A 16,949-nucleotide genomic window follows, 5' to 3' on the forward strand; every position below is an offset into this window, starting at 1 on the left:
CTTGAGCCGGGGTAGCGCCGCCGCCCCTTGTTTTCCGCTGTGCCGGCCGCCCCGCTGCCGGAGATCCGAAAGTCACCATGAAATTCCTGGACCACCTGGAAGAGTGGCTCATCGCGTGCCTGATGGGCGCCGCCACCTTCATCATCTTCGTGGCGGTGGTGCACCGCTACCTGTCCGGCATGCCGATTCCCTGGCTGCAGGACGAACTTATCCAGATCAATACCAGTTGGGCGCAGGAACTGTGCATCTACATGTTCGTGTGGATGGCCAAGTTCGGCGCCGCGTACGGCGTGCGCACCGGCATCCACGTCGGCGTCGACGTCGTCATCAACCGCCTGTCCACCCCGTGGCGCAACAAGTTCATCGTGTTCGGCCTGCTGGCCGGTGCGCTCTTCACGGGCGTGGTGGGCGCGCTGGGCGCGTCGTTCGTGTGGGACATCGGCCACACCGACCAGACCTCGCCCGATCTCGAGGTGCCGATGTGGCTCGTCTACCTGGCCGTGCCGGCCGGTTCCTGGCTGATGTGCTTCCGCTTCCTGCAGGTGATGGTGCATTTCGTGCGCACCGGCGAGTTGCCCAAGCATGACCACGCGCACGTCGAAGGACTCGATGACGAACTGGGAGCGAAAGCATGAACGCATTGATCATCTTCTCCCTGCTGCTGGTGCTGATGCTGACCGGCATGCCCATCTCGATCTCGCTGGGCCTGACGGTGCTGACGTTCCTGTTTACGATGACGGAGGTGCCGATCGAGGCGGTGGCGCTGAAGCTGTTCACCGGCATCGAGAAATTCGAGATCATGGCGATCCCGTTCTTTATCCTGGCGGGCAATTTCCTGACCCATGGCGGCGTGGCGCGGCGGATGATCAACTTCGCCACGTCGATGGTCGGGCACTGGCACGGCGGGCTGGCGCTGGCCGGCGTGCTGGCCTGCGCGCTGTTCGCCGCCGTGTCGGGCTCCAGCCCGGCCACCGTGGTGGCGATCGGCTCGATCATCCTGCCGGCGATGGTGAAGCAGGGCTTTCCCAAGCGCTTCGGCGCCGGTGTGATCACCACCTCGGGCGCGCTGGGCATCCTGATTCCGCCGTCGATCGTGATGGTGATGTATTCGGTCACCACCAACACGTCGGTCGGCGCGCTGTTCATGGCCGGCGTGGTGCCGGGCATCATGCTGGCCTTCCTGCTGGGGCTGACGACGTGGGTACTGGCGAAAAAGCGTGGCTATCCACGCATGCGCAAGGCCACGTGGAGCGAACGGCTGACGGCATTTCGCAGGAGCGCGTGGGGGCTGCTGCTGATCCTGATCGTGATGGGCGGCATTTATACGGGCCTGTTCACGCCGACCGAGGCGGCGGCCATGGCGGCCGTGTATGCCTTCGTCATCGCCGTGTTCGTGTACAAGGACCTGAAGCTGCGGCAGGTCGGCAAGGTGCTGCTCGACTCGGCATCGATGTCGGCCATGCTGCTGTATATCATCACGAACGCCGTGCTGTTCTCGTTCCTGATGACGAGCGAGAACATCCCGCAGGAGATGGCGGCCTGGCTGACGGCACAGGGGCTGGGGCAGGTGGCCTTCCTGCTGGTGGTCAACCTGATCCTGCTGGCGGCAGGCAATTTCATGGAACCGTCGTCGATCGTGCTGATCATGGCGCCGATCCTGTTCCCCGTCGCGGTCGCGCTGGGCATCAACCCGATCCACTTCGGCATCCTCATCGTCGTCAACATGGAAGTGGGAATGTGCCATCCGCCTGTCGGCCTGAACCTCTACGTGGCCTCCGGAATCACCAAGATGGGGATTTCGGAGCTGACGGTGGCCGTGATGCCGTGGCTGCTGACGATGCTGGGTTTCCTGATGCTGGTGACCTATGTGCCGAAGATTTCACTGTGGCTGCCGACCCTCGTCTACGGACCGCTGTGACGTGCCTAGCAAACTTTTGCAGACATTGCCATAGCTAATTTAATTTCAACGCAAATATTTTCTTGCTACAAAAAAACAGGAGAAAAGGCGGATTGGATCAGTTATGATCGCTCCTGTTTGGTGCAGCAAATATCGATATGCACCAAGGTAGCAAGGACATGCAGGTTAGTGGGGAGTGGTAATAAAAACGGCATGCCGGAGACGGCGATAAATCGAGGAGACACGCGGTTCACAGTATGTTGTTGGCATCACTGCTGAAGGCGGCCAAAAGCCAGCCGCGGCGGGACCAAACAACCGGAATCGTGCCAAGCACTACTTAAAACGCACCAGAAGGTGCGTTTTTTTTCGCCTGTGCAGACGGTGCGGCATGCGCGTTTCATGAAACGCCGCGTGAAATCGCCGGCGCTGTTTTTCAAGGCACGTGGCAGCCAGTGCATCGTGAATGCGCAGCGACACAATCGTCGGCAACATGAAATCTGGTACGCCGGCCACCGTTCGTGTAGCATGTTTGCCACAGTAGTCTGGAGTTAATTGTGACGCAAATACAACAAGCAGCCGACCTGTTCGCGGCAATCGTTTCCACTCCCTTCGGGGCGCTCGGTATCCGCACCGGCGGCGCCGTCGTCAGCGAACTGGTTTACCTGCCGGCCAGCTTTGCCGAAAAGGCGCCTGCCGATGCGGTGGCCGAACGCGCCGCGGTGCAGGTGCAGCGCTATTGCGGGGATCCCGACTTCGCCTTCGACTTGCCGCTGGCGCAGGTGGGCAGCGCATTCCAGCGCAAGGTATGGGATGCGATCCAGGCGATTCCGCGCGGCGAGGCGCGCACCTATGGGGAGATCGCCAAATTCGTCGGCTCGATGCCGCGTGCTGTCGGCCAGGCTTGCGGTGCGAACTACTTCCCCCTGGTCATACCCTGCCACCGCGTGACGGGCGCGCAGGGCCTGGGCGGCTTTGCCGGCAGCGACGACCGCAACGGCTTCACGCTGGACGTCAAGCGCTGGCTGCTGGCGCACGAAGGGCACCGCGAGTACGCATGGCAGCAAACGACCCTGCTCTGATCGACGAGTTCTGCGACACGCTGTGGCTGGAGGATGGCCTGTCGAAAAACACGCTGGATGCCTACCGGCGCGACCTGAAGCTGTTTTCCGCCTGGCTGGGGCAGGCCCGCCCCGGAACCGGCCTGCTGGCCGCGCACGCCGGCGACATCGCCGGTTATTTCGCCGCCCGGCATGACGATACCAAGGCCAGTTCGTCGAACCGGCGGCTGTCGGTCCTGAAACGCTTCTACCAGCAGGCGCTGCGGCTGCAGCGCATTGCCGAGGACCCCTGCCTGCGGCTGGCCTCGGCAAAGCAACCTGCACGCTTCGTGCATACGCTGTCGGAAAGCCACGTCGAAGCCTTGCTGTCGGCACCGGACGTGCGCGAGCCGCTGGGCTTGCGCGACCGCACGATGCTGGAGCTGATGTATGCGAGCGGCTTGCGGGTCTCGGAACTGGTGGCGCTGAAGATCGCCGAGCTTGGCCTGAACGAGGGCGTGGTGCGCATTACCGGCAAGGGGGCAAAGACACGCCTGGTGCCGTTCGGCGGCGAGGCGCGGCAATGGATCGAACGCTACCTGCGCGAAGGGCGTGGCGCGATCCTGAACGGCCAGCAGGACGATGCGCTGTTCGTCACCGGCCGGGGCGGGCCGATGACGCGGCAGATGTTCTGGGTGGTCGTGAAGAAGTGCGCGCGCAAGGCCGACATCACCGCGCCGCTGTCGCCGCATACGCTGCGCCATGCATTCGCCACCCACCTGTTGAACCATGGTGCCGACCTGCGCGTGGTGCAGCTGCTGCTGGGCCATGCCGACATTTCGACGACCCAGATCTATACCCACGTGGCGCGCGAACGGCTGAAACAGCTGCATGCGCTACATCATCCGCGGGGTTGAGAAATCTGCGATGCTGAATCTGTCGCATAATGCGTGCAACGGAGGTAGTCATGGCAAAAACGAATTTTCAGTACGAGAAGCGGCAACGCGAGTTGGAAAAGAAGCGCAAGGCAGAGGAAAAGGCCCGGCGCAAGGAAGAGGCGAAGCACCGCCCGGCCGGCGAACAGGAGGCCGACACCGAGGGCCTCGAGACCGTCGAAGGCGACAATGCCGAGGAAGACACGACGGCGCTCAAGCAGGAATAAGCAACTATTCCGTCAAGCGGCTGTTCCGCCGCGCTGGACACCGGGAACGGCTACCGCATCGAGGGCAGGATTGCCTGGCAAAGCGGGAGCTGTTCCCGGTTTTGTATTTTGGAAACAAACGTGCCTCGTGCGCAGTCATTGTTGAGACAGCACAAGCGACCCCCGTGCAAGGCGGGAAGAATGGCACGATGGCCCCGCAAGAACACATTCTCCCTTCCGCAACGCACGCCTCGCCCAATCCGGCGCTGGCCGCGCCCGACCTCATTGCCCGGCTCGTCGCGGCGCTCGAACTGACGCCGCTGGTCGCGGTATGCAGCATCGACCGCGCGGGCAGGATCCGCTTCTGCAACCAGGCATGCGCCGACCTGTCCGGACTGGCGCCGGCCGCCGTTGTCGGCCAGCCACTGAATAGCCTGTTCTCGCGGGGCGACCGCGAAGCGGAACATGACGCGCTGGTGGCAGCGGCCTGGCGTACCGGCAAGCATTCGCCGATCGGCGACTGGCAGGTGCGCACCGCCGGCGGCAGCGAGCTGTGGCTGTATTCGACGCTGGTGCCGGTGTATCACGAGGGCGAGCTGACGCAGGTATTCTGCATGGATGTCGACATCACCTCGCGCAAGGTCGAGGAAGATGCCCTGGCCGTGGCTGGCGCCAATTTCCGCCAGCTGTTCCAGAAGTCGGGCGATGCGATCCTGCTGGTGCGCGCCGGCCTGGTCGAGGAAGCCAATCCCGCCGCGCTGCAGCTGTTCAAATGCCCCCATCCTGCCGCGTTCATCGGGCGCCGGCTTGCCGATTTCTCGCCGCTGCAGCAGCCCGGCGGCGCGTTGTCCGAAGCCGCCGCGCAGCGGCTCGAGGAACAGGCGCACCAGCACGGCAACTGCCGTTACGACTGGCGCTATCTCGACTGTGGCGGCAGGCTGTTCTGGGCCGAAGTGTTGATGACGTCCGTCACGCTGAACCATGAACACGTGTTCTATGTGCTGGTACGCGATATTTCGCTGCGCAAGAGCGCCGAGCGCACGCTGTACCTGGCGGCCCAGGTGTTCGAGAACAGCCGCGATGCCATCCTGCTGACGGACCATGACCGCCATGTCATCTCGATCAACCGCGCCTATGCCGAAATCACCGGGTTCGGCAGCGACGACATGCTGGGCAAGCCGTTGTCGGTGTACCGTTCCGGTGTCGAGGATGAGACCTTCTTCCGCGCCGTATGGGACCAGCTCGCCACCGATCACTGGCAGGGCGAGATCTGGTCGCGCCGCAAGGGCGGCGAACTGTTCCCCGCCTGGCTGGCGCTGACCGCTATCCGCGACAGCCACGACCAGATCTGCAACTACATGGCGATCCTTTCCGACATCACCGAACGCAAGCGCTCGGAGGAGCACACGCGCCACCTGGCCGAGCACGATTTCCTGACCGACCTGCCGAACCGCGTGCTGCTGCTGGACCGCCTGTCGCTCGCCCTGTCGGCCGCACGCCGCAACGACAGCATGCTGGCGATCCTGTTCCTCGACCTGGACCGCTTCAAGCAGATCAACGACACGCTGGGCCACCAGGTGGGTGACCAGTTGTTGAAAGAGGTGGCGGCACGCCTGCTGAAATGCGTGCGCAAGGTCGATACCGTCAGCCGCCAGGGCGGCGACGAGTTCGTCATCATCCTGGCCGATATCGGCGGCATCGACCACGCGGCCCACGTGGCAGGGGCGATCCGGCAGGCGATCTGCCAGCCGCATGTGATCGGCGAACACGAGTTGCACGTGTCCACGTCGATCGGCGTGTCGATCTTTCCCAGCGATGGCGACGACATCGACACGCTGGTCAAGAACGCCGATATCGCGATGTATCACGCCAAGCAGGGCGGCCGCAACAACTTCCAGTTCTTCAGCGACGAGATGAACGAGCGCATCGTCGAACGCGCATCGTTCGAGCAGGGCCTGCGCCGTGCACTGGCCGAAGGGCAATTCGAGCTGGCGTTCGAGCCGGAGCTGGACATCGCCACCGGCGCCCTGGTGGCGGCGGAAGCGCTGATCCGGTGGCGCCACCCCGAGCTGGGCCTGCTGCTGCCGGAGCGTTTCATCGGCGTGGCGGAGGAGGCCGGCCTGATGGTCCCGATCGGCGACTGGGTGTTGCGCGAAGCGTGCCGCCATGCGCGCCGCTGGCATGACGGGGGCCACGCGCTGACCGTGGCCGTCAACCTGTCGCTGACGCAGTTCGTCCGGCGCGACCTGGTCGACAGCGTGCGTGCCGCGCTGGATGCGGCGGGGCTCGAAGCGCGGTTCCTGGAACTGGAGCTGACCGAGTCGATCATCATGAAGGGCGGCGGCGCTACCGCCGCCACGCTGCACGGGCTGCGGGCGCTCGGTGTGCGCCTGTCGCTGGATGATTTCGGCACCGGCTGGTCCCGCGTCGGGCAACTGAAGGACTACCCGATCGACAAACTGAAGATCGCGCAAGCCTTCCTGCGCGGGGGCTGCGACGAAACGGTGATCCGCACCATCATCGCGATGGCGCGCAGCCTGCGCATGACAGTGATCGCGGAAGGCGTGGAAACGCCCGGCCAGCTCGCTTTCCTGCGCGACGAAGGGTGCGACCTGTACCAGGGGCGGCAGGCGAAAGCGGCATTGCGAAATGGTGACGCGGGTGACGTGGGTGACGTGGGCGACCTGGGCGACCTGGGCGACCCGGACGGGATAAATGGCTGGCTGCGCCGCCCCGCGTCGTGAAACCGCTCAGTACAGCCGCATCCGTACCAGTACCTGGCCGTGGTCGGATGCCTCTGGCCGGTCCAGCCGCAGGTGGTCGTTGAAATAGCTGACGTCGACCACCTCGCCGATCGCGCGCGGCGAATGCGGGTTGAATTCCTCCGACACCAGCACGTGGTCGATCGTCGAATAATGGCCCTCGTGGATGCTGGTATAGCCCACGTGGCGCAAGTGATCCTGGCGCAACTGGATCTGGTTGCTGTCGTACAGCCGGCCGCGGCGTTCCTCGACCAGGGCGCCGTCGACGCCCTGGGCGCCGCTGCCGTTACTGCGGGTGCCTCCCGTCCCCAGCACGATCGTGGTGGTGACGGCATCGGCGGTGTCGTTGAAGTCGCCGAGCACCACGCACGCCCGGCGCGTCTCGCGCATCATCTTCGACAGCAGCACGCGCAGGGCCACCGCCTCGGTGCCGCGCCAGACGAGCGAGCGCAGGCTGGCCATCGCATAGTGCAGCGGATCTTCGCCGCTGTCGCCCCTGCGGTAATCGGGACGGCGCGATTTCAGGTGCACCACCACCACGTCCACGATGCGCTCGCCAGGCAAGACCACCTGCACGTGCAGCGGCGCGCGGGCGAAGCGGTCGGCGTCCGGATTGCCGGAATCGCAGGGCACATCTTCCGGGAAACTGGCATAAATGGCGGGCTGGCCGGCGAACGGCAGGCGCGAAACGATGGCCACGCTGGGCGTCAGGCGGTGCGCCTGGGGATCCGGGTCGAAGCCGGCATGCAGCGCATTGCCGTACTTGCGCGTGCGGGACAGCACGTCGCGCAAGGCTGCCTGCGAGAAGATTTCCTGGAAGCCGATCACGTCCGCATCGAGTTGATCGAGTTGCTGCGCGATCCAGTTCGCCTTGGCGTCGTAGCCTTCGGGAGTCAGGGGCTCGAGGTTGTCGTACAATTTCACGCCCGGCGGGGCGAGGTTGCAGACGTTGAAGGTCGCAAAGCGAATTTCTTCCTGCATAATGAGGAACTCCTTTTTCAAAACGATCGTATCACGGCATGGCCAAGAAAGAGCACATTTCAGAGACCCCGGCAACCGCGCTTCTCAAGCAGCGCAAGGTCCCGTTCAGCGAACACCCGTACGAATACGAAGAACATGGCGGCACCTCGGTGTCGGCACGCGAACTGGGCGTCGACGAGCACCATGTGGTCAAGACCCTGGTGATGCAGGACGACGCCGCCAAACCATTGATTGTGCTGATGCATGGCGATCGCAAGGTGTCGACGAAAAATTTGGCGCGCAACATCGGCTGCAAGTCCGTCGAACCGTGCAAGCCTGACGTGGCGCAGCGCCATTCCGGCTACATGGTGGGGGGGACCTCGCCATTCGGCACGCGCAAGGCGATGCCGGTGTACGTCGAAGAGTCGATCCTGCAACTGGAAACAATTTATATCAATGGCGGACGCCGTGGTTTCCTGGTGGGCATCGCGCCGCGCGTGCTGACCGAGGTGCTGGGCGCGCGGCCGGTCGCCTGCGCGCTGGCCGACTGATCATCGCTTGGCGACATCGGCTTGCTGTATAGTCGCCGCGCGCCTGTTCGCCGCTCGCCCCTGCGCGTGCTATACCCATAAAACATAGCAATAACATAGGATAATTCCGGGAAATGACTACCATCCTGCTGGCAATTGCCGCCTACCTGATCGGCTCGATTTCTTTTGCCGTCGTCGTGAGCAAGGTCTATGGCCTGTCCGACCCGCGCACCTACGGTTCCGGCAATCCCGGCGCCACCAACGTGCTGCGCAGCGGCAACAAGGGCGCGGCTATCTGGACACTGATCGGAGACGCCTTCAAGGGCTGGCTCGCGGTCTGGCTGGTGATCCGCTTTGCCGGCCAGCTCGGCGTTGGCGACGGCGCCATCGCGCTGGTGGCCATTGCCGTGTTCATCGGCCACCTGTGGCCCGTGTTCTTCCGCTTCGAGGGCGGCAAGGGCGTGGCGACGGCGGCCGGCGTGCTGCTGGCGCTGGACATCTGGCTCGGCCTGGCCACCTTGGCCACCTGGCTGATCATCGCGTACGCGTTCCGCTATTCGTCGCTGGCCGCGCTGATCGCTGCCGTGTTCGCGCCGCTGTATTACGGCCTGCTGTTCGGCGTAGAGCCGCAGCTGTTCGCCGTGGTGGCAATGTGCGGCCTGCTGATCTGGCGTCACGCGAAGAACATCGGCAACCTGATGGCCGGCAAGGAAAGCCGCATCGGCAGCAAGAGCAAGGGCGCCACGGCCGGGGCGAAGAAAAAGTAAGGTGCGGGAAAAGCAAGCTGCAAGGAAGAAGCAGGTTGCAAAATCGGCTTGCAATCCCGGCTTGCAATCCCGGCAACGGCCCTCATCATCCGGCGATCGGCCGCCGCCGGCGGCCCCGCATCCGGAAAGAATGCCATGTCCACTCCCGCCGCAACCACGCCCGTCCGTATCGATTTCGTCTCCGATGTTTCCTGCCCCTGGTGCGCAATCGGGCTGAAGTCGCTGGAAACCGCGCTGTCCCGCATCCCCGAAGCGGCTGTCGAATTCCACGTCCAGCCGTTCGAACTGAATCCGGACATGGGCCGGGAGGGGCAGGATATCACCGAGCACATCGCCGAAAAATACGGCAGCACGCCGGAACAGCAGGAACAGTCGCGCGAGATGATCCGCCAGCGCGGCGCGGCGGTCGGCTTCACCTTCGCGATGGACAAGCGCGGCCGCATCTACAACACGTTCGATGCCCACCGCCTGCTGCACTGGGCCGAAGAGGCCGGACGCCAGAAGGAACTGAAGCACGCCCTGTTCGAAGCCTATTTCACCAACGGCGAGGACCCGAGTTCGCACGACGTGCTGTTGCGCGCGGCCGGGCAGGCTGGCCTGGATCGCCCGGCCGCCCAGCAGGTACTTGCTTCAGGCCAATTCGCCGACGAAGTACGCACGCTCGAACAGTACTGGCAGCAGGCCGGCATACGCTCGGTGCCGGCCGTCGTCATCAACCAGCGCCACCTGATTTCCGGCGGCCAGCCGCCCGACGTGTTCGAAGGCGCGCTGCGGCAAATCCTCGCAGGGGAGTGAGGGGCCGGCCACGGTTACCGCGCTCCGTCTTTTAGGCTACACTGCCGCGGCACGAAATATTGTTCTTCCCGCCATCCACAGTGGGGAAGCGTGCGCGCCGCCAGCACCGTATCATCGGACTACAGACATCAGGAGAACAGCCATGCCGAAAGCCATCTGGAACGGCGCCGTCATCGCCGAGGCCACCGCCGACGAGGTGGAAATCGTCGAGCAGAACGTGTATTTCCCGCCCGAGCGGGTCAACCGCGAATTCCTGAAGGACAGCAGCCACACCACGCTGTGCCCGTGGAAGGGCGTAGCCAGCTACTACGACGTCGAGGTGGACGGCCAGTTGAACCGCAATGCGGCCTGGTACTACCCGGCCGCGAAGGACGCGGCCAAGGCGATCGAAGGCCGCATCGCATTCTGGCACGGAGTCGAGGTCAGCCGCTGAGTGGATAACGTCACCCACACCTTCGTCGGCCTCGGCATCGGCGAACTGGTGCAACGCTCGCTGCCCGCCGAGCCCGATGAAGCGCGGCAGCGCACCCGCCACCGCCTGCTGCTGACCGCCTGCGCGGTGGCCAGCAATTTCCCCGACCTCGACCTGGTACTGACGGACCTGCTGCCGGCACCGCTGGGCTACCTGCTGCATCACCGCGGCCACACGCATACGCTGCTGTACGCATTGCCGCAGGCGCTATTGCTGCTGGCGGCGCTATGGCTGCTGTGGCCGAACGCGCGGCGCCTGCTGAAGGGCAGCGGCCAGGCGCGGCTGGGCCTCGGGCTGGCCATCGGCCTCGGCTTCCTGCTGCACATGTCGATGGATTTCCTCAATTCGTACGGCATCCATCCGCTGGCCCCGTTCGATCCGCGCTGGTTCTACGGCGACCTGGTATTCATCGTCGAACCGGTCTTCTGGGTCGCGTTCGGCGTGCCGCTGGCGCTGGCGATTCCGCGGCCCTTCCTGCGTGCGCTGGCGCTGGCCGCGCTGGCGGTGTTCCTGGGCTTCGTCACATGGCGCGGCTACCTGGATCCCGCCGCACTGGCGGGCCTGCTCGTGATCGGCGGCGTCATCGGGGCACTGCGCATCACGCGCATGGAGGGGCGGCGTGCCCTGGCCTTGTCGGCGCTGGTATCGGTGGCGTTCATTGCCGTGCAGGGCGGCGCTTCGTCGGCGGGGCGTGTGCGCGTGGAGGCGGCGCTGCAGACAGCCGATCCGGCATCCCGCGTGCTGGACGTGGCCATGACGGCTTTCCCGGCCCAGCCGCTGTGCTGGTCGTTCGTCGCCATCGAGGAAAATACCGGGCAGGGCAGCTACCGCATTCGCCGCGGCCTGCTGAACCTGGCGCCGGGCGTGCTCGCGCAGTGCCCGGCCGCGTTTGCCGATCCGGCCGCCCGTGACACAGCGTCGGCGGGTGTCAGCTTCGCTTCCGAATGGCAAGGCAGCCTGGCCACGCTGCGCACGCTGGCCCGGAGCGACTGCCACGTGAACGCATGGCTGCGTTTTGCGCGCATGCCGGCGGTGGATGCGGCCGTGGCCAGCGACCTGCGCTTCTCGGCCACGCCACGCGGCAATTTCACCACGATGGATATTGCACAGGCCGGTCGCACACCGTGCGGCAACGTGCCGCACTGGGCCTATCCGCGCGCCGACCTGCTGGGCCCCGCGCTAAAGTGACCACCCGTGACCAGCCCATGACCGCCGCATGACCTTCCCATGAGCGACCGTCCCAACAAGGCCCCGGCGCCGCCCGAGCGTTCGGCCGATCCGAACCAGCATTTCGGCAAGCCCGAGGGCGGCTGGCGCGAAGAACTGTACGAGGTCATCTTCGAGTCGCACACGCGCACGGGCCAGGTCTTCGACCTGGTGCTGATCGGCGCGATCGTGCTGTCGGTTGTCACCGTGGTGCTGACCTCGATCGCCCCGGTGGCCGACGCCTACGGGCAGTGGTTGCTGGCGGCCGAGTGGCTGTTCACGCTGCTGTTTACGGTCGAGTACATCGGCCGGCTGCTGTGCGTGAAGCGGCCGGACCGCTACGCGCGCAGTTTCTTCGGCGTGATCGACCTGATGTCCGTGGTGCCCAGCTACATATCGCTGTTCGTGCCGGGCTCGCACGTGCTGCTGGACGTGCGGATCCTGCGCCTGCTGCGTATTTTCCGCATCCTGAAGCTCACGCTGTACATCCAGGAATACAGCATGCTGGGCGATGCATTGCTGGCCAGCCGGCGCAAGATCCTGATCTTCCTGTCGGTCGTGTTCATGATCGTATTCCTGCTGGGCACGGTGATGTACGTCGTCGAGGGACCGCAACACGGCTACACCAGCATCCCGACCGCCGTCTACTGGGCCATCTCGACCGTGACGACGGTCGGCTTCGGCGACCTGGTGCCGAAAACCGACATCGGCCGCGCCATCGCCTCGTTCATGATGCTGCTGGGCTGGGGCATCCTGGCGGTGCCGACAGGAATCATCAGCTCTGAAATCACGCACCAGCGCGGCGTGCGTGCCCTCACGGAGCGCCGCTGCACACGCTGCATGGCGACGGGACACGAAGTGGGAGCGCGTTTCTGCAAGAGCTGTGGCGAGGCGTTACCCGAGGAGACGCCTTAGCCGGCCACGGTTCACCGGCCCAGCTCGCTCGGCTATTGTCACTCCAACCACGACCGTTTCATTTTCGTGGCCATGGCACGCCAATTGCTGCTACATTGTCTTGACTAGACAAATCCCCACAGGAGTGCATCATGAGCGAAACAGTTTCGACCTCCACCAAGCCGGCTCCGCGCGAGCGCGACTCATCCAGGCCACCGCGCAGCGAGCGCGTGGAAGATATGCGCAAGAAGCATGTGAAAACCGGTGCGGTCGCTGCCGGCGGCCTGCTGGCGCTGGTAGGCCTGGCAGCGGTGCTGCTGGGATCCTGAGGCGGTGCCCCAGGTTCAGATCACCGTCAGATTACCTTCAGCTCATCCAGCGGCCAGCGCGGCCGCACATTGAACGCATAGTCGCGCCGCGCGGCATCCGGATTGATCGACAGCCGCATCGCGCCGGCAAAGGCAATCATCGCGCCGTTATCGGTGCAGAACTCCAGCTCGGGGTAATACACGCGAAAGCGTTTCTTTGCCGCCGCCGCGTTCAGCGCGGCGCGCAGCTGGCTGTTCGCCCCGACGCCGCCCGCGATGACGAGCCGCTTCAGGCCCGTCTGCTTCAGCGCCGCCACGCATTTCGCCACCAGCACGTCGACGATCGCATCGACGAAGCCGCGGGCGATGTTCGCCTTGTCCTGTTCGCAGACATTGGCCGCCTCCTGCTTCTTCACCACCGTCAGCACGGCCGTCTTCAGGCCCGAAAAGCTGAAATTCAGGTCTTTCGAATGCAGCATCGGCCGCGGCAGCTTGTACGCGGCCGGATCGCCGAACTCGGCCAGGCGCGAAATCGCCGGCCCGCCCGGATAGCCCAGGCCCAGCAGCTTGGCGGACTTGTCGAACGCTTCGCCGGCGGCATCGTCCAGCGTTTCGCCCAGCAGTTCGTACTGGCCCACGCCGTCGACCCGCATCAGCTGCGTGTGGCCGCCGGACACCAGCAGCGCCACGAAGGGAAACTCGGGCGGATCGGACGCCAGCAGCGGCGACAGCAGGTGGCCTTCCAGGTGGTGGACGCCGAGCACCGGCTTGTCCAGCGCCAGGCCCAGGCTGCAGGCGATCGACGAACCGACCAGCAATGCGCCCGCCAGGCCAGGCCCCTGTGTATAGGCGATGGCGTCGATGTCGGCCGCCGCGATGCCCGCTTCCTCCAGCGTCTGCTGCAGCAGCGGAATCGCGCGGCGGATATGGTCGCGCGATGCCAGTTCGGGCACCACGCCGCCATATTCCTCGTGCATCGCCACCTGCGAGTGCAGCGCGTGCGAGAGCAGGCCCCGGCCGGTGTCATACAGGGCCAGGCCGGTTTCGTCACAGGAGGATTCAACGCCGAGAACGATCATAAGGGAGCTGTAGTAAGGGGAGCTGTAATAAGGGAGCTGTAATAACGGAGCTGCAGGAGCTGCAATAACGGCGATGCAACAAGGAGCCGCAACGAAAAAACAGCTGGAAATGCAGGGTAATCCGCCATTGTAAAGGAAAGCCGCGGCCGTTTCAGCCGTGCAACCGGCAGTAGCCCTGCCACAGCACGGGGCGCGGCCGCACCGCGGCAGTGCGGGTGCGCCGCGTGGCAGGCAGGTTTGCCGCCGTGCCGATGGCATCGCTCTTGCTACTTCATCGGGATTGCGGCCAGATGCCGTGGAAGGAGAAGTAATGCCGGAACATTGGAAAATGGTTTGCAAGGTCAAGGATATTGCGCCGGGAGGCGCGCGTCACGTGCCGCGCGGCCTGGCATGGCAGGAGCTGCCGGGCGTGGCAGTATTTCGCACGGTCGACGACCGCATTTATGCGCTGCTGGACAGTTGTCCGCACAAGGGAGCCCTGCTGTCGCAAGGCATGGTGCTGGGCGAGCACGTGGAGTGCCCGCAGCACCAGTGGAATATCGCGCTGGAAACCGGCTGCGCGGTGGCGCCGGAGCAGGGCTGCACGCGGCGCTACAGCGTCAAGGTGGAGGATGGCAAGATCTACCTGGACCTGCTGGAGCTGAACGCGCCGGCCAGCCGCGCGGAAGCGGCGCTGGCCGGCACGTACGGCGTGGCGCCGCTGGTCGGCACCTACTTATGACCTGTTCATGATGAACCTGCCGTGACGATGCGACCGGGATGACCTACGGCCGGCGGCGCAGTTCCGCGTCGGCCGATTTCAGCATCTGCACCGTGGTGTCCCAGTCGATGCAGGCGTCCGTCACCGAGCAGCCATACTTCAGTTCGGACAGGTCGGCCGGAATCTTCTGGTTGCCGGCGCACAGGTTCGATTCGATCATCACGCCCACCAGCGAACGGTTGCCATGCACGATCTGGTTGGTGACGTCCGTCATCACCAGCGGCTGCAGCTCCGGCTTCTTGTAGCTGTTGGCGTGCGAGCAGTCGACCACGATATTGGCCGGCAGCTTTGCTTTCGCCAGCGCCTGCTCGGCGATCGTCACGGACACGGAATCGTAGTTCGGGCGGCCATCGCCGCCGCGCAGCACCACGTGGCCGTAGGCATTGCCGCGCGTGCGCACGACGGAAACGTTGCCTTCGCCATTGATGCCCAGGAAGGCGTGCGGGTTGGCGGCGGACAGGATCGCATTGATCGCGATGCTGATGTCGCCATCGGTGCCGTTCTTGAAACCGACCGGCGTCGACAGGCCGGACGACATTTCGCGGTGCGTCTGCGATTCCGTCGTGCGGGCGCCGATCGCGGTCCAGGCGATCAGGTCACCCAGGTATTGCGGCGAGATCGGGTCGAGCGCCTCGGTCGCGGTCGGCAGGCCCAGTTCGCAGACGTCGAGCAGGAACTGGCGCGCCTTCTCCATGCCGATGTCCACGCAGAACGAATCGTCCATGAACGGATCGTTGATGTAGCCTTTCCAGCCGGTGGTGGTGCGCGGCTTCTCGAAATACACGCGCATCACCAGCAGCATCGTTTCCTTGACCTCTTCCTGCAGCGCCTTCAGGCGGCGCGCATAGTCCAGGCCGGCCACCGGATCGTGGATCGAGCAGGGCCCGACGACGACGAACAGGCGCTTGTCCTTGCGGTCGAGGATGTTGCGCAGGTCTTCGCGGCCCTTGGTGACGGTGGCGAATGCCGTTTCCGTCATGGGCAGCCTGGCGTGCAGTTCGGCCGGCGTGGGCATGGACGCGAACGAGGTAACGTTGATATTTTCGAGGTCGTGGGCAGTCATGGCTTCAGTTCTATGGCTATGCTTCTGTGCTTGGGGCCGGTCTTTCGCGGCTAATCTTGGGGCTGTGCTTTGAATGTTCTTGAGGCTGTTCCTGAGGCCATGCTTGGTGGCCACGCCTGGTGGCCATGCTTCGCGACGATGCTTCGGTAAGGCACTGCCAGCTTCAGGTTTTCTTATGGGTAGTCGATTAGTGTAGCCGAAATGCGGTAAGCTGTTTCCATGAGTATCGAAAACACATCTTCTTCCGTTTTGCCATCCGCATCGACCCGCTTCGCCGCCGCGCCTTTCATCAAGGAAATAGGCCGTGGCGTCAAGGGCGCGCGCAGCATGAGCCGTGCCGACGCCTTCACGCTGTATCAAGCCATGCTGGATGGCCGCGTTTCCGACCTGGAGCTGGGCGGCATCCTGCTGGCCATGCGCATCAAGGGCGAATCCGTCGACGAGCTGGCCGGCTTCCTCGATGCCGCCGAAGCGTCGTTCGCGCCGCTGCGGGCACCTGCCGGGCCATTTGCGCCGGTCCTGGTGCCCACCTATAACGGCGCACGCAAGATGGCCAACCTGACGGCGCTGCTGGCGCTGCTGCTGGCGCGCGAAGGCGTGCCGGTGCTGGTGCACGGCGTGGCGCATGACGTGGGCCGTATCGCCACCGCCGAAGTACTCGCCGAACTGGGCATCGCTGCCGCGGCCACGCCCGCGGAGGCGGAACAGGCGCTGGCCGACGGCCACGTCAGCTTCATCACCATCGATACGCTGGCGCCAAAGCTGGCCCATCAGCTGTCACTGCGGCGCATCCTCGGCGTGCGCAACTCCACCCACACGATCGTCAAGATCCTGCAGCCGTTTGCCGGCCCGGCACTGCGGCTGGTGTCGTACACCCACCCCGAATACCTGGAAACGCTGGGCGAATACTTCACCACCGCCGCCCCCCAGGCGCGCGGCGATGCGTTCCTGATGCGCGGCACCGAAGGGGAAACGGTCGCCAACGCCAACAAGGCGCAAAAGATCGACTGGTTCCACGATGGCGAACGCACCGTCCTGGTCGAGCGGCAGATGATCGCCGAAGCCGAGCCGGCACTGCCCGAGGACAAGAGCGCGGCGGCCACCGCCGCCTGGATCCAGTCCGTGCTGCGCGGCGAGGTGCCCGTCCCCGATCCGATCGCCCAGCAGGTCGGCCACATCGTCACCGTCGCCCGCGAACTGCGCATCCGCCACGGCTGAGCCTGTGTCCTCGTGCCAGGCACGGTGACACGAGCTCAGGCACGGGACACGAACTCAGGC

At 64.8% G+C, this 16,949-nt stretch carries 18 protein-coding genes; 15 read left to right on the top strand and 3 right to left on the bottom strand.

All coding sequences use genetic code 11. From position 1 onward, the window contains the following. Positions 1-77 precede the first annotated feature (77 nt). The 6 genes from FHS02_RS07865 (at position 78) to FHS02_RS07890 (ending at position 6,819) form a co-directional block, all read left to right on the top strand. Positions 78-635, top strand: coding sequence for a TRAP transporter small permease (locus tag FHS02_RS07865; RefSeq protein WP_137314586.1), 558 nt, complete (start codon positions 78-80; stop codon positions 633-635). Next, complete coding sequence (locus FHS02_RS07870; protein ID WP_137314585.1) at positions 632-1,918, top strand: TRAP transporter large permease; 1,287 nt, start codon at positions 632-634, stop codon at positions 1,916-1,918. Before FHS02_RS07865 ends, FHS02_RS07870 begins: the two co-directional genes overlap by 4 nt. A gap of 533 nt (positions 1,919-2,451) precedes the next feature. Further along, positions 2,452-2,976, top strand: a complete 525-nt coding sequence (locus FHS02_RS07875) for a methylated-DNA--[protein]-cysteine S-methyltransferase (protein WP_229422224.1) — start codon at positions 2,452-2,454, stop codon at positions 2,974-2,976. Continuing rightward, positions 2,952-3,851, top strand: a complete 900-nt coding sequence (xerD, locus tag FHS02_RS07880; RefSeq protein ID WP_137314584.1) for a site-specific tyrosine recombinase XerD — start codon at positions 2,952-2,954, stop codon at positions 3,849-3,851. Before FHS02_RS07875 ends, xerD begins: the two co-directional genes overlap by 25 nt. Positions 3,852-3,901: 50 nt before the next feature. After that, entirely contained in the window at positions 3,902-4,096 is a 195-nt protein-coding gene (locus tag FHS02_RS07885) for a hypothetical protein (RefSeq protein ID WP_137314583.1), read from the top strand. 188 nt (positions 4,097-4,284) lie between these two features. Beyond that, a complete protein-coding gene (locus FHS02_RS07890) occupies positions 4,285-6,819 on the top strand; it encodes a sensor domain-containing protein (RefSeq protein WP_137314582.1) in 2,535 nt (844 codons plus the stop codon). Positions 6,820-6,825: 6 nt separating this feature from the next. On the opposite strand, the gene FHS02_RS07895 is transcribed toward FHS02_RS07890, so the two are convergent. Beyond that, the gene (locus FHS02_RS07895) at positions 6,826-7,818 is read right to left on the bottom strand and encodes an endonuclease/exonuclease/phosphatase family protein (RefSeq protein WP_137314581.1); all 993 of its coding nucleotides are present in this window, start codon (positions 7,816-7,818) and stop codon (positions 6,826-6,828) included. 38 nt (positions 7,819-7,856) lie between these two features. Between FHS02_RS07895 and ybaK the strand changes: the two genes are divergently transcribed. From ybaK to FHS02_RS07930, 7 genes are all read left to right on the top strand, one after another. Next, the gene (ybaK, locus tag FHS02_RS07900) at positions 7,857-8,348 is read left to right on the top strand and encodes a Cys-tRNA(Pro) deacylase (protein WP_137314580.1); all 492 of its coding nucleotides are present in this window, start codon (positions 7,857-7,859) and stop codon (positions 8,346-8,348) included. A 113-nt stretch (positions 8,349-8,461) separates the two neighbouring features. Next, entirely contained in the window at positions 8,462-9,094 is a 633-nt protein-coding gene (gene plsY / locus FHS02_RS07905) for a glycerol-3-phosphate 1-O-acyltransferase PlsY (RefSeq protein ID WP_137314579.1), read from the top strand. 135 nt (positions 9,095-9,229) lie between these two features. After that, positions 9,230-9,889 (top strand): DsbA family oxidoreductase, encoded by a 660-nt coding sequence (locus FHS02_RS07910; protein ID WP_137314578.1) that lies wholly within the window; start codon positions 9,230-9,232, stop codon positions 9,887-9,889. A gap of 142 nt (positions 9,890-10,031) precedes the next feature. Further along, entirely contained in the window at positions 10,032-10,322 is a 291-nt protein-coding gene (locus FHS02_RS07915; RefSeq protein ID WP_137314577.1) for a DUF427 domain-containing protein, read from the top strand. Continuing rightward, on the top strand, positions 10,323-11,549 hold the full coding sequence (locus tag FHS02_RS07920) for a metal-dependent hydrolase (RefSeq protein WP_137314576.1): 1,227 nt from the start codon (positions 10,323-10,325) through the stop codon (positions 11,547-11,549). A 39-nt stretch (positions 11,550-11,588) separates the two neighbouring features. Next, a complete protein-coding gene (locus tag FHS02_RS07925; protein ID WP_137314575.1) occupies positions 11,589-12,482 on the top strand; it encodes an ion transporter in 894 nt (297 codons plus the stop codon). Between the two features lie 131 nt (positions 12,483-12,613). After that, positions 12,614-12,790 (top strand): hypothetical protein, encoded by a 177-nt coding sequence (locus tag FHS02_RS07930; protein ID WP_175424833.1) that lies wholly within the window; start codon positions 12,614-12,616, stop codon positions 12,788-12,790. Positions 12,791-12,816: 26 nt separating this feature from the next. Here the strand turns inward: FHS02_RS07930 and tsaD are convergent, their stop codons facing one another. After that, a complete protein-coding gene (gene tsaD, locus FHS02_RS07935; RefSeq protein WP_137314574.1) occupies positions 12,817-13,848 on the bottom strand; it encodes a tRNA (adenosine(37)-N6)-threonylcarbamoyltransferase complex transferase subunit TsaD in 1,032 nt (343 codons plus the stop codon). 310 nt (positions 13,849-14,158) lie between these two features. On the opposite strand from tsaD, the gene nirD reads away from it, so the two are divergent. After that, positions 14,159-14,569, top strand: coding sequence for a nitrite reductase small subunit NirD (gene nirD / locus FHS02_RS07940; protein WP_137314573.1), 411 nt, complete (start codon positions 14,159-14,161; stop codon positions 14,567-14,569). A gap of 43 nt (positions 14,570-14,612) precedes the next feature. Here nirD and FHS02_RS07945 read toward each other — a convergent pair whose 3' ends face one another. Then, the gene (locus FHS02_RS07945) at positions 14,613-15,671 is read right to left on the bottom strand and encodes a 3-deoxy-7-phosphoheptulonate synthase (protein ID WP_137314572.1); all 1,059 of its coding nucleotides are present in this window, start codon (positions 15,669-15,671) and stop codon (positions 14,613-14,615) included. Between the two features lie 219 nt (positions 15,672-15,890). On the opposite strand from FHS02_RS07945, the gene ybiB reads away from it, so the two are divergent. Then, positions 15,891-16,889, top strand: a complete 999-nt coding sequence (ybiB, locus tag FHS02_RS07950) for a DNA-binding protein YbiB (RefSeq protein WP_175424832.1) — start codon at positions 15,891-15,893, stop codon at positions 16,887-16,889. The last annotated feature ends 60 nt before the right edge of the window (positions 16,890-16,949 follow it).

This window comes from Pseudoduganella umbonata (assembly GCF_014192225.1).
Taxonomy (GTDB): domain Bacteria; phylum Pseudomonadota; class Gammaproteobacteria; order Burkholderiales; family Burkholderiaceae_D; genus Rugamonas; species Rugamonas umbonata.

Bases quoted from the DNA above. Each gene is read 5' to 3' on its own strand.
- xerD (WP_137314584.1), top strand. From the start codon at position 2,952: ATGGCAGCAAACGACCCTGCTCTGATCGACGAGTTCTGCGACACGCTG.
- FHS02_RS07865 (WP_137314586.1), top strand. From the start codon at position 78: ATGAAATTCCTGGACCACCTGGAAGAGTGGCTCATCGCGTGCCTGATG.
- FHS02_RS07895 (WP_137314581.1), bottom strand. From the start codon at position 7,818: ATGCAGGAAGAAATTCGCTTTGCGACCTTCAACGTCTGCAACCTCGCC.
- FHS02_RS07910 (WP_137314578.1), top strand. From the start codon at position 9,230: ATGTCCACTCCCGCCGCAACCACGCCCGTCCGTATCGATTTCGTCTCC.
- FHS02_RS07885 (WP_137314583.1), top strand. From the start codon at position 3,902: ATGGCAAAAACGAATTTTCAGTACGAGAAGCGGCAACGCGAGTTGGAA.
- nirD (WP_137314573.1), top strand. From the start codon at position 14,159: ATGCCGGAACATTGGAAAATGGTTTGCAAGGTCAAGGATATTGCGCCG.
- FHS02_RS07945 (WP_137314572.1), bottom strand. From the start codon at position 15,671: ATGACTGCCCACGACCTCGAAAATATCAACGTTACCTCGTTCGCGTCC.
- FHS02_RS07930 (WP_175424833.1), top strand. From the start codon at position 12,614: ATGAGCGAAACAGTTTCGACCTCCACCAAGCCGGCTCCGCGCGAGCGC.
- ybiB (WP_175424832.1), top strand. From the start codon at position 15,891: ATGAGTATCGAAAACACATCTTCTTCCGTTTTGCCATCCGCATCGACC.
- FHS02_RS07870 (WP_137314585.1), top strand. From the start codon at position 632: ATGAACGCATTGATCATCTTCTCCCTGCTGCTGGTGCTGATGCTGACC.
- FHS02_RS07915 (WP_137314577.1), top strand. From the start codon at position 10,032: ATGCCGAAAGCCATCTGGAACGGCGCCGTCATCGCCGAGGCCACCGCC.
- plsY (WP_137314579.1), top strand. From the start codon at position 8,462: ATGACTACCATCCTGCTGGCAATTGCCGCCTACCTGATCGGCTCGATT.
- FHS02_RS07925 (WP_137314575.1), top strand. From the start codon at position 11,589: ATGAGCGACCGTCCCAACAAGGCCCCGGCGCCGCCCGAGCGTTCGGCC.
- FHS02_RS07890 (WP_137314582.1), top strand. From the start codon at position 4,285: ATGGCCCCGCAAGAACACATTCTCCCTTCCGCAACGCACGCCTCGCCC.
- ybaK (WP_137314580.1), top strand. From the start codon at position 7,857: ATGGCCAAGAAAGAGCACATTTCAGAGACCCCGGCAACCGCGCTTCTC.
- tsaD (WP_137314574.1), bottom strand. From the start codon at position 13,848: ATGATCGTTCTCGGCGTTGAATCCTCCTGTGACGAAACCGGCCTGGCC.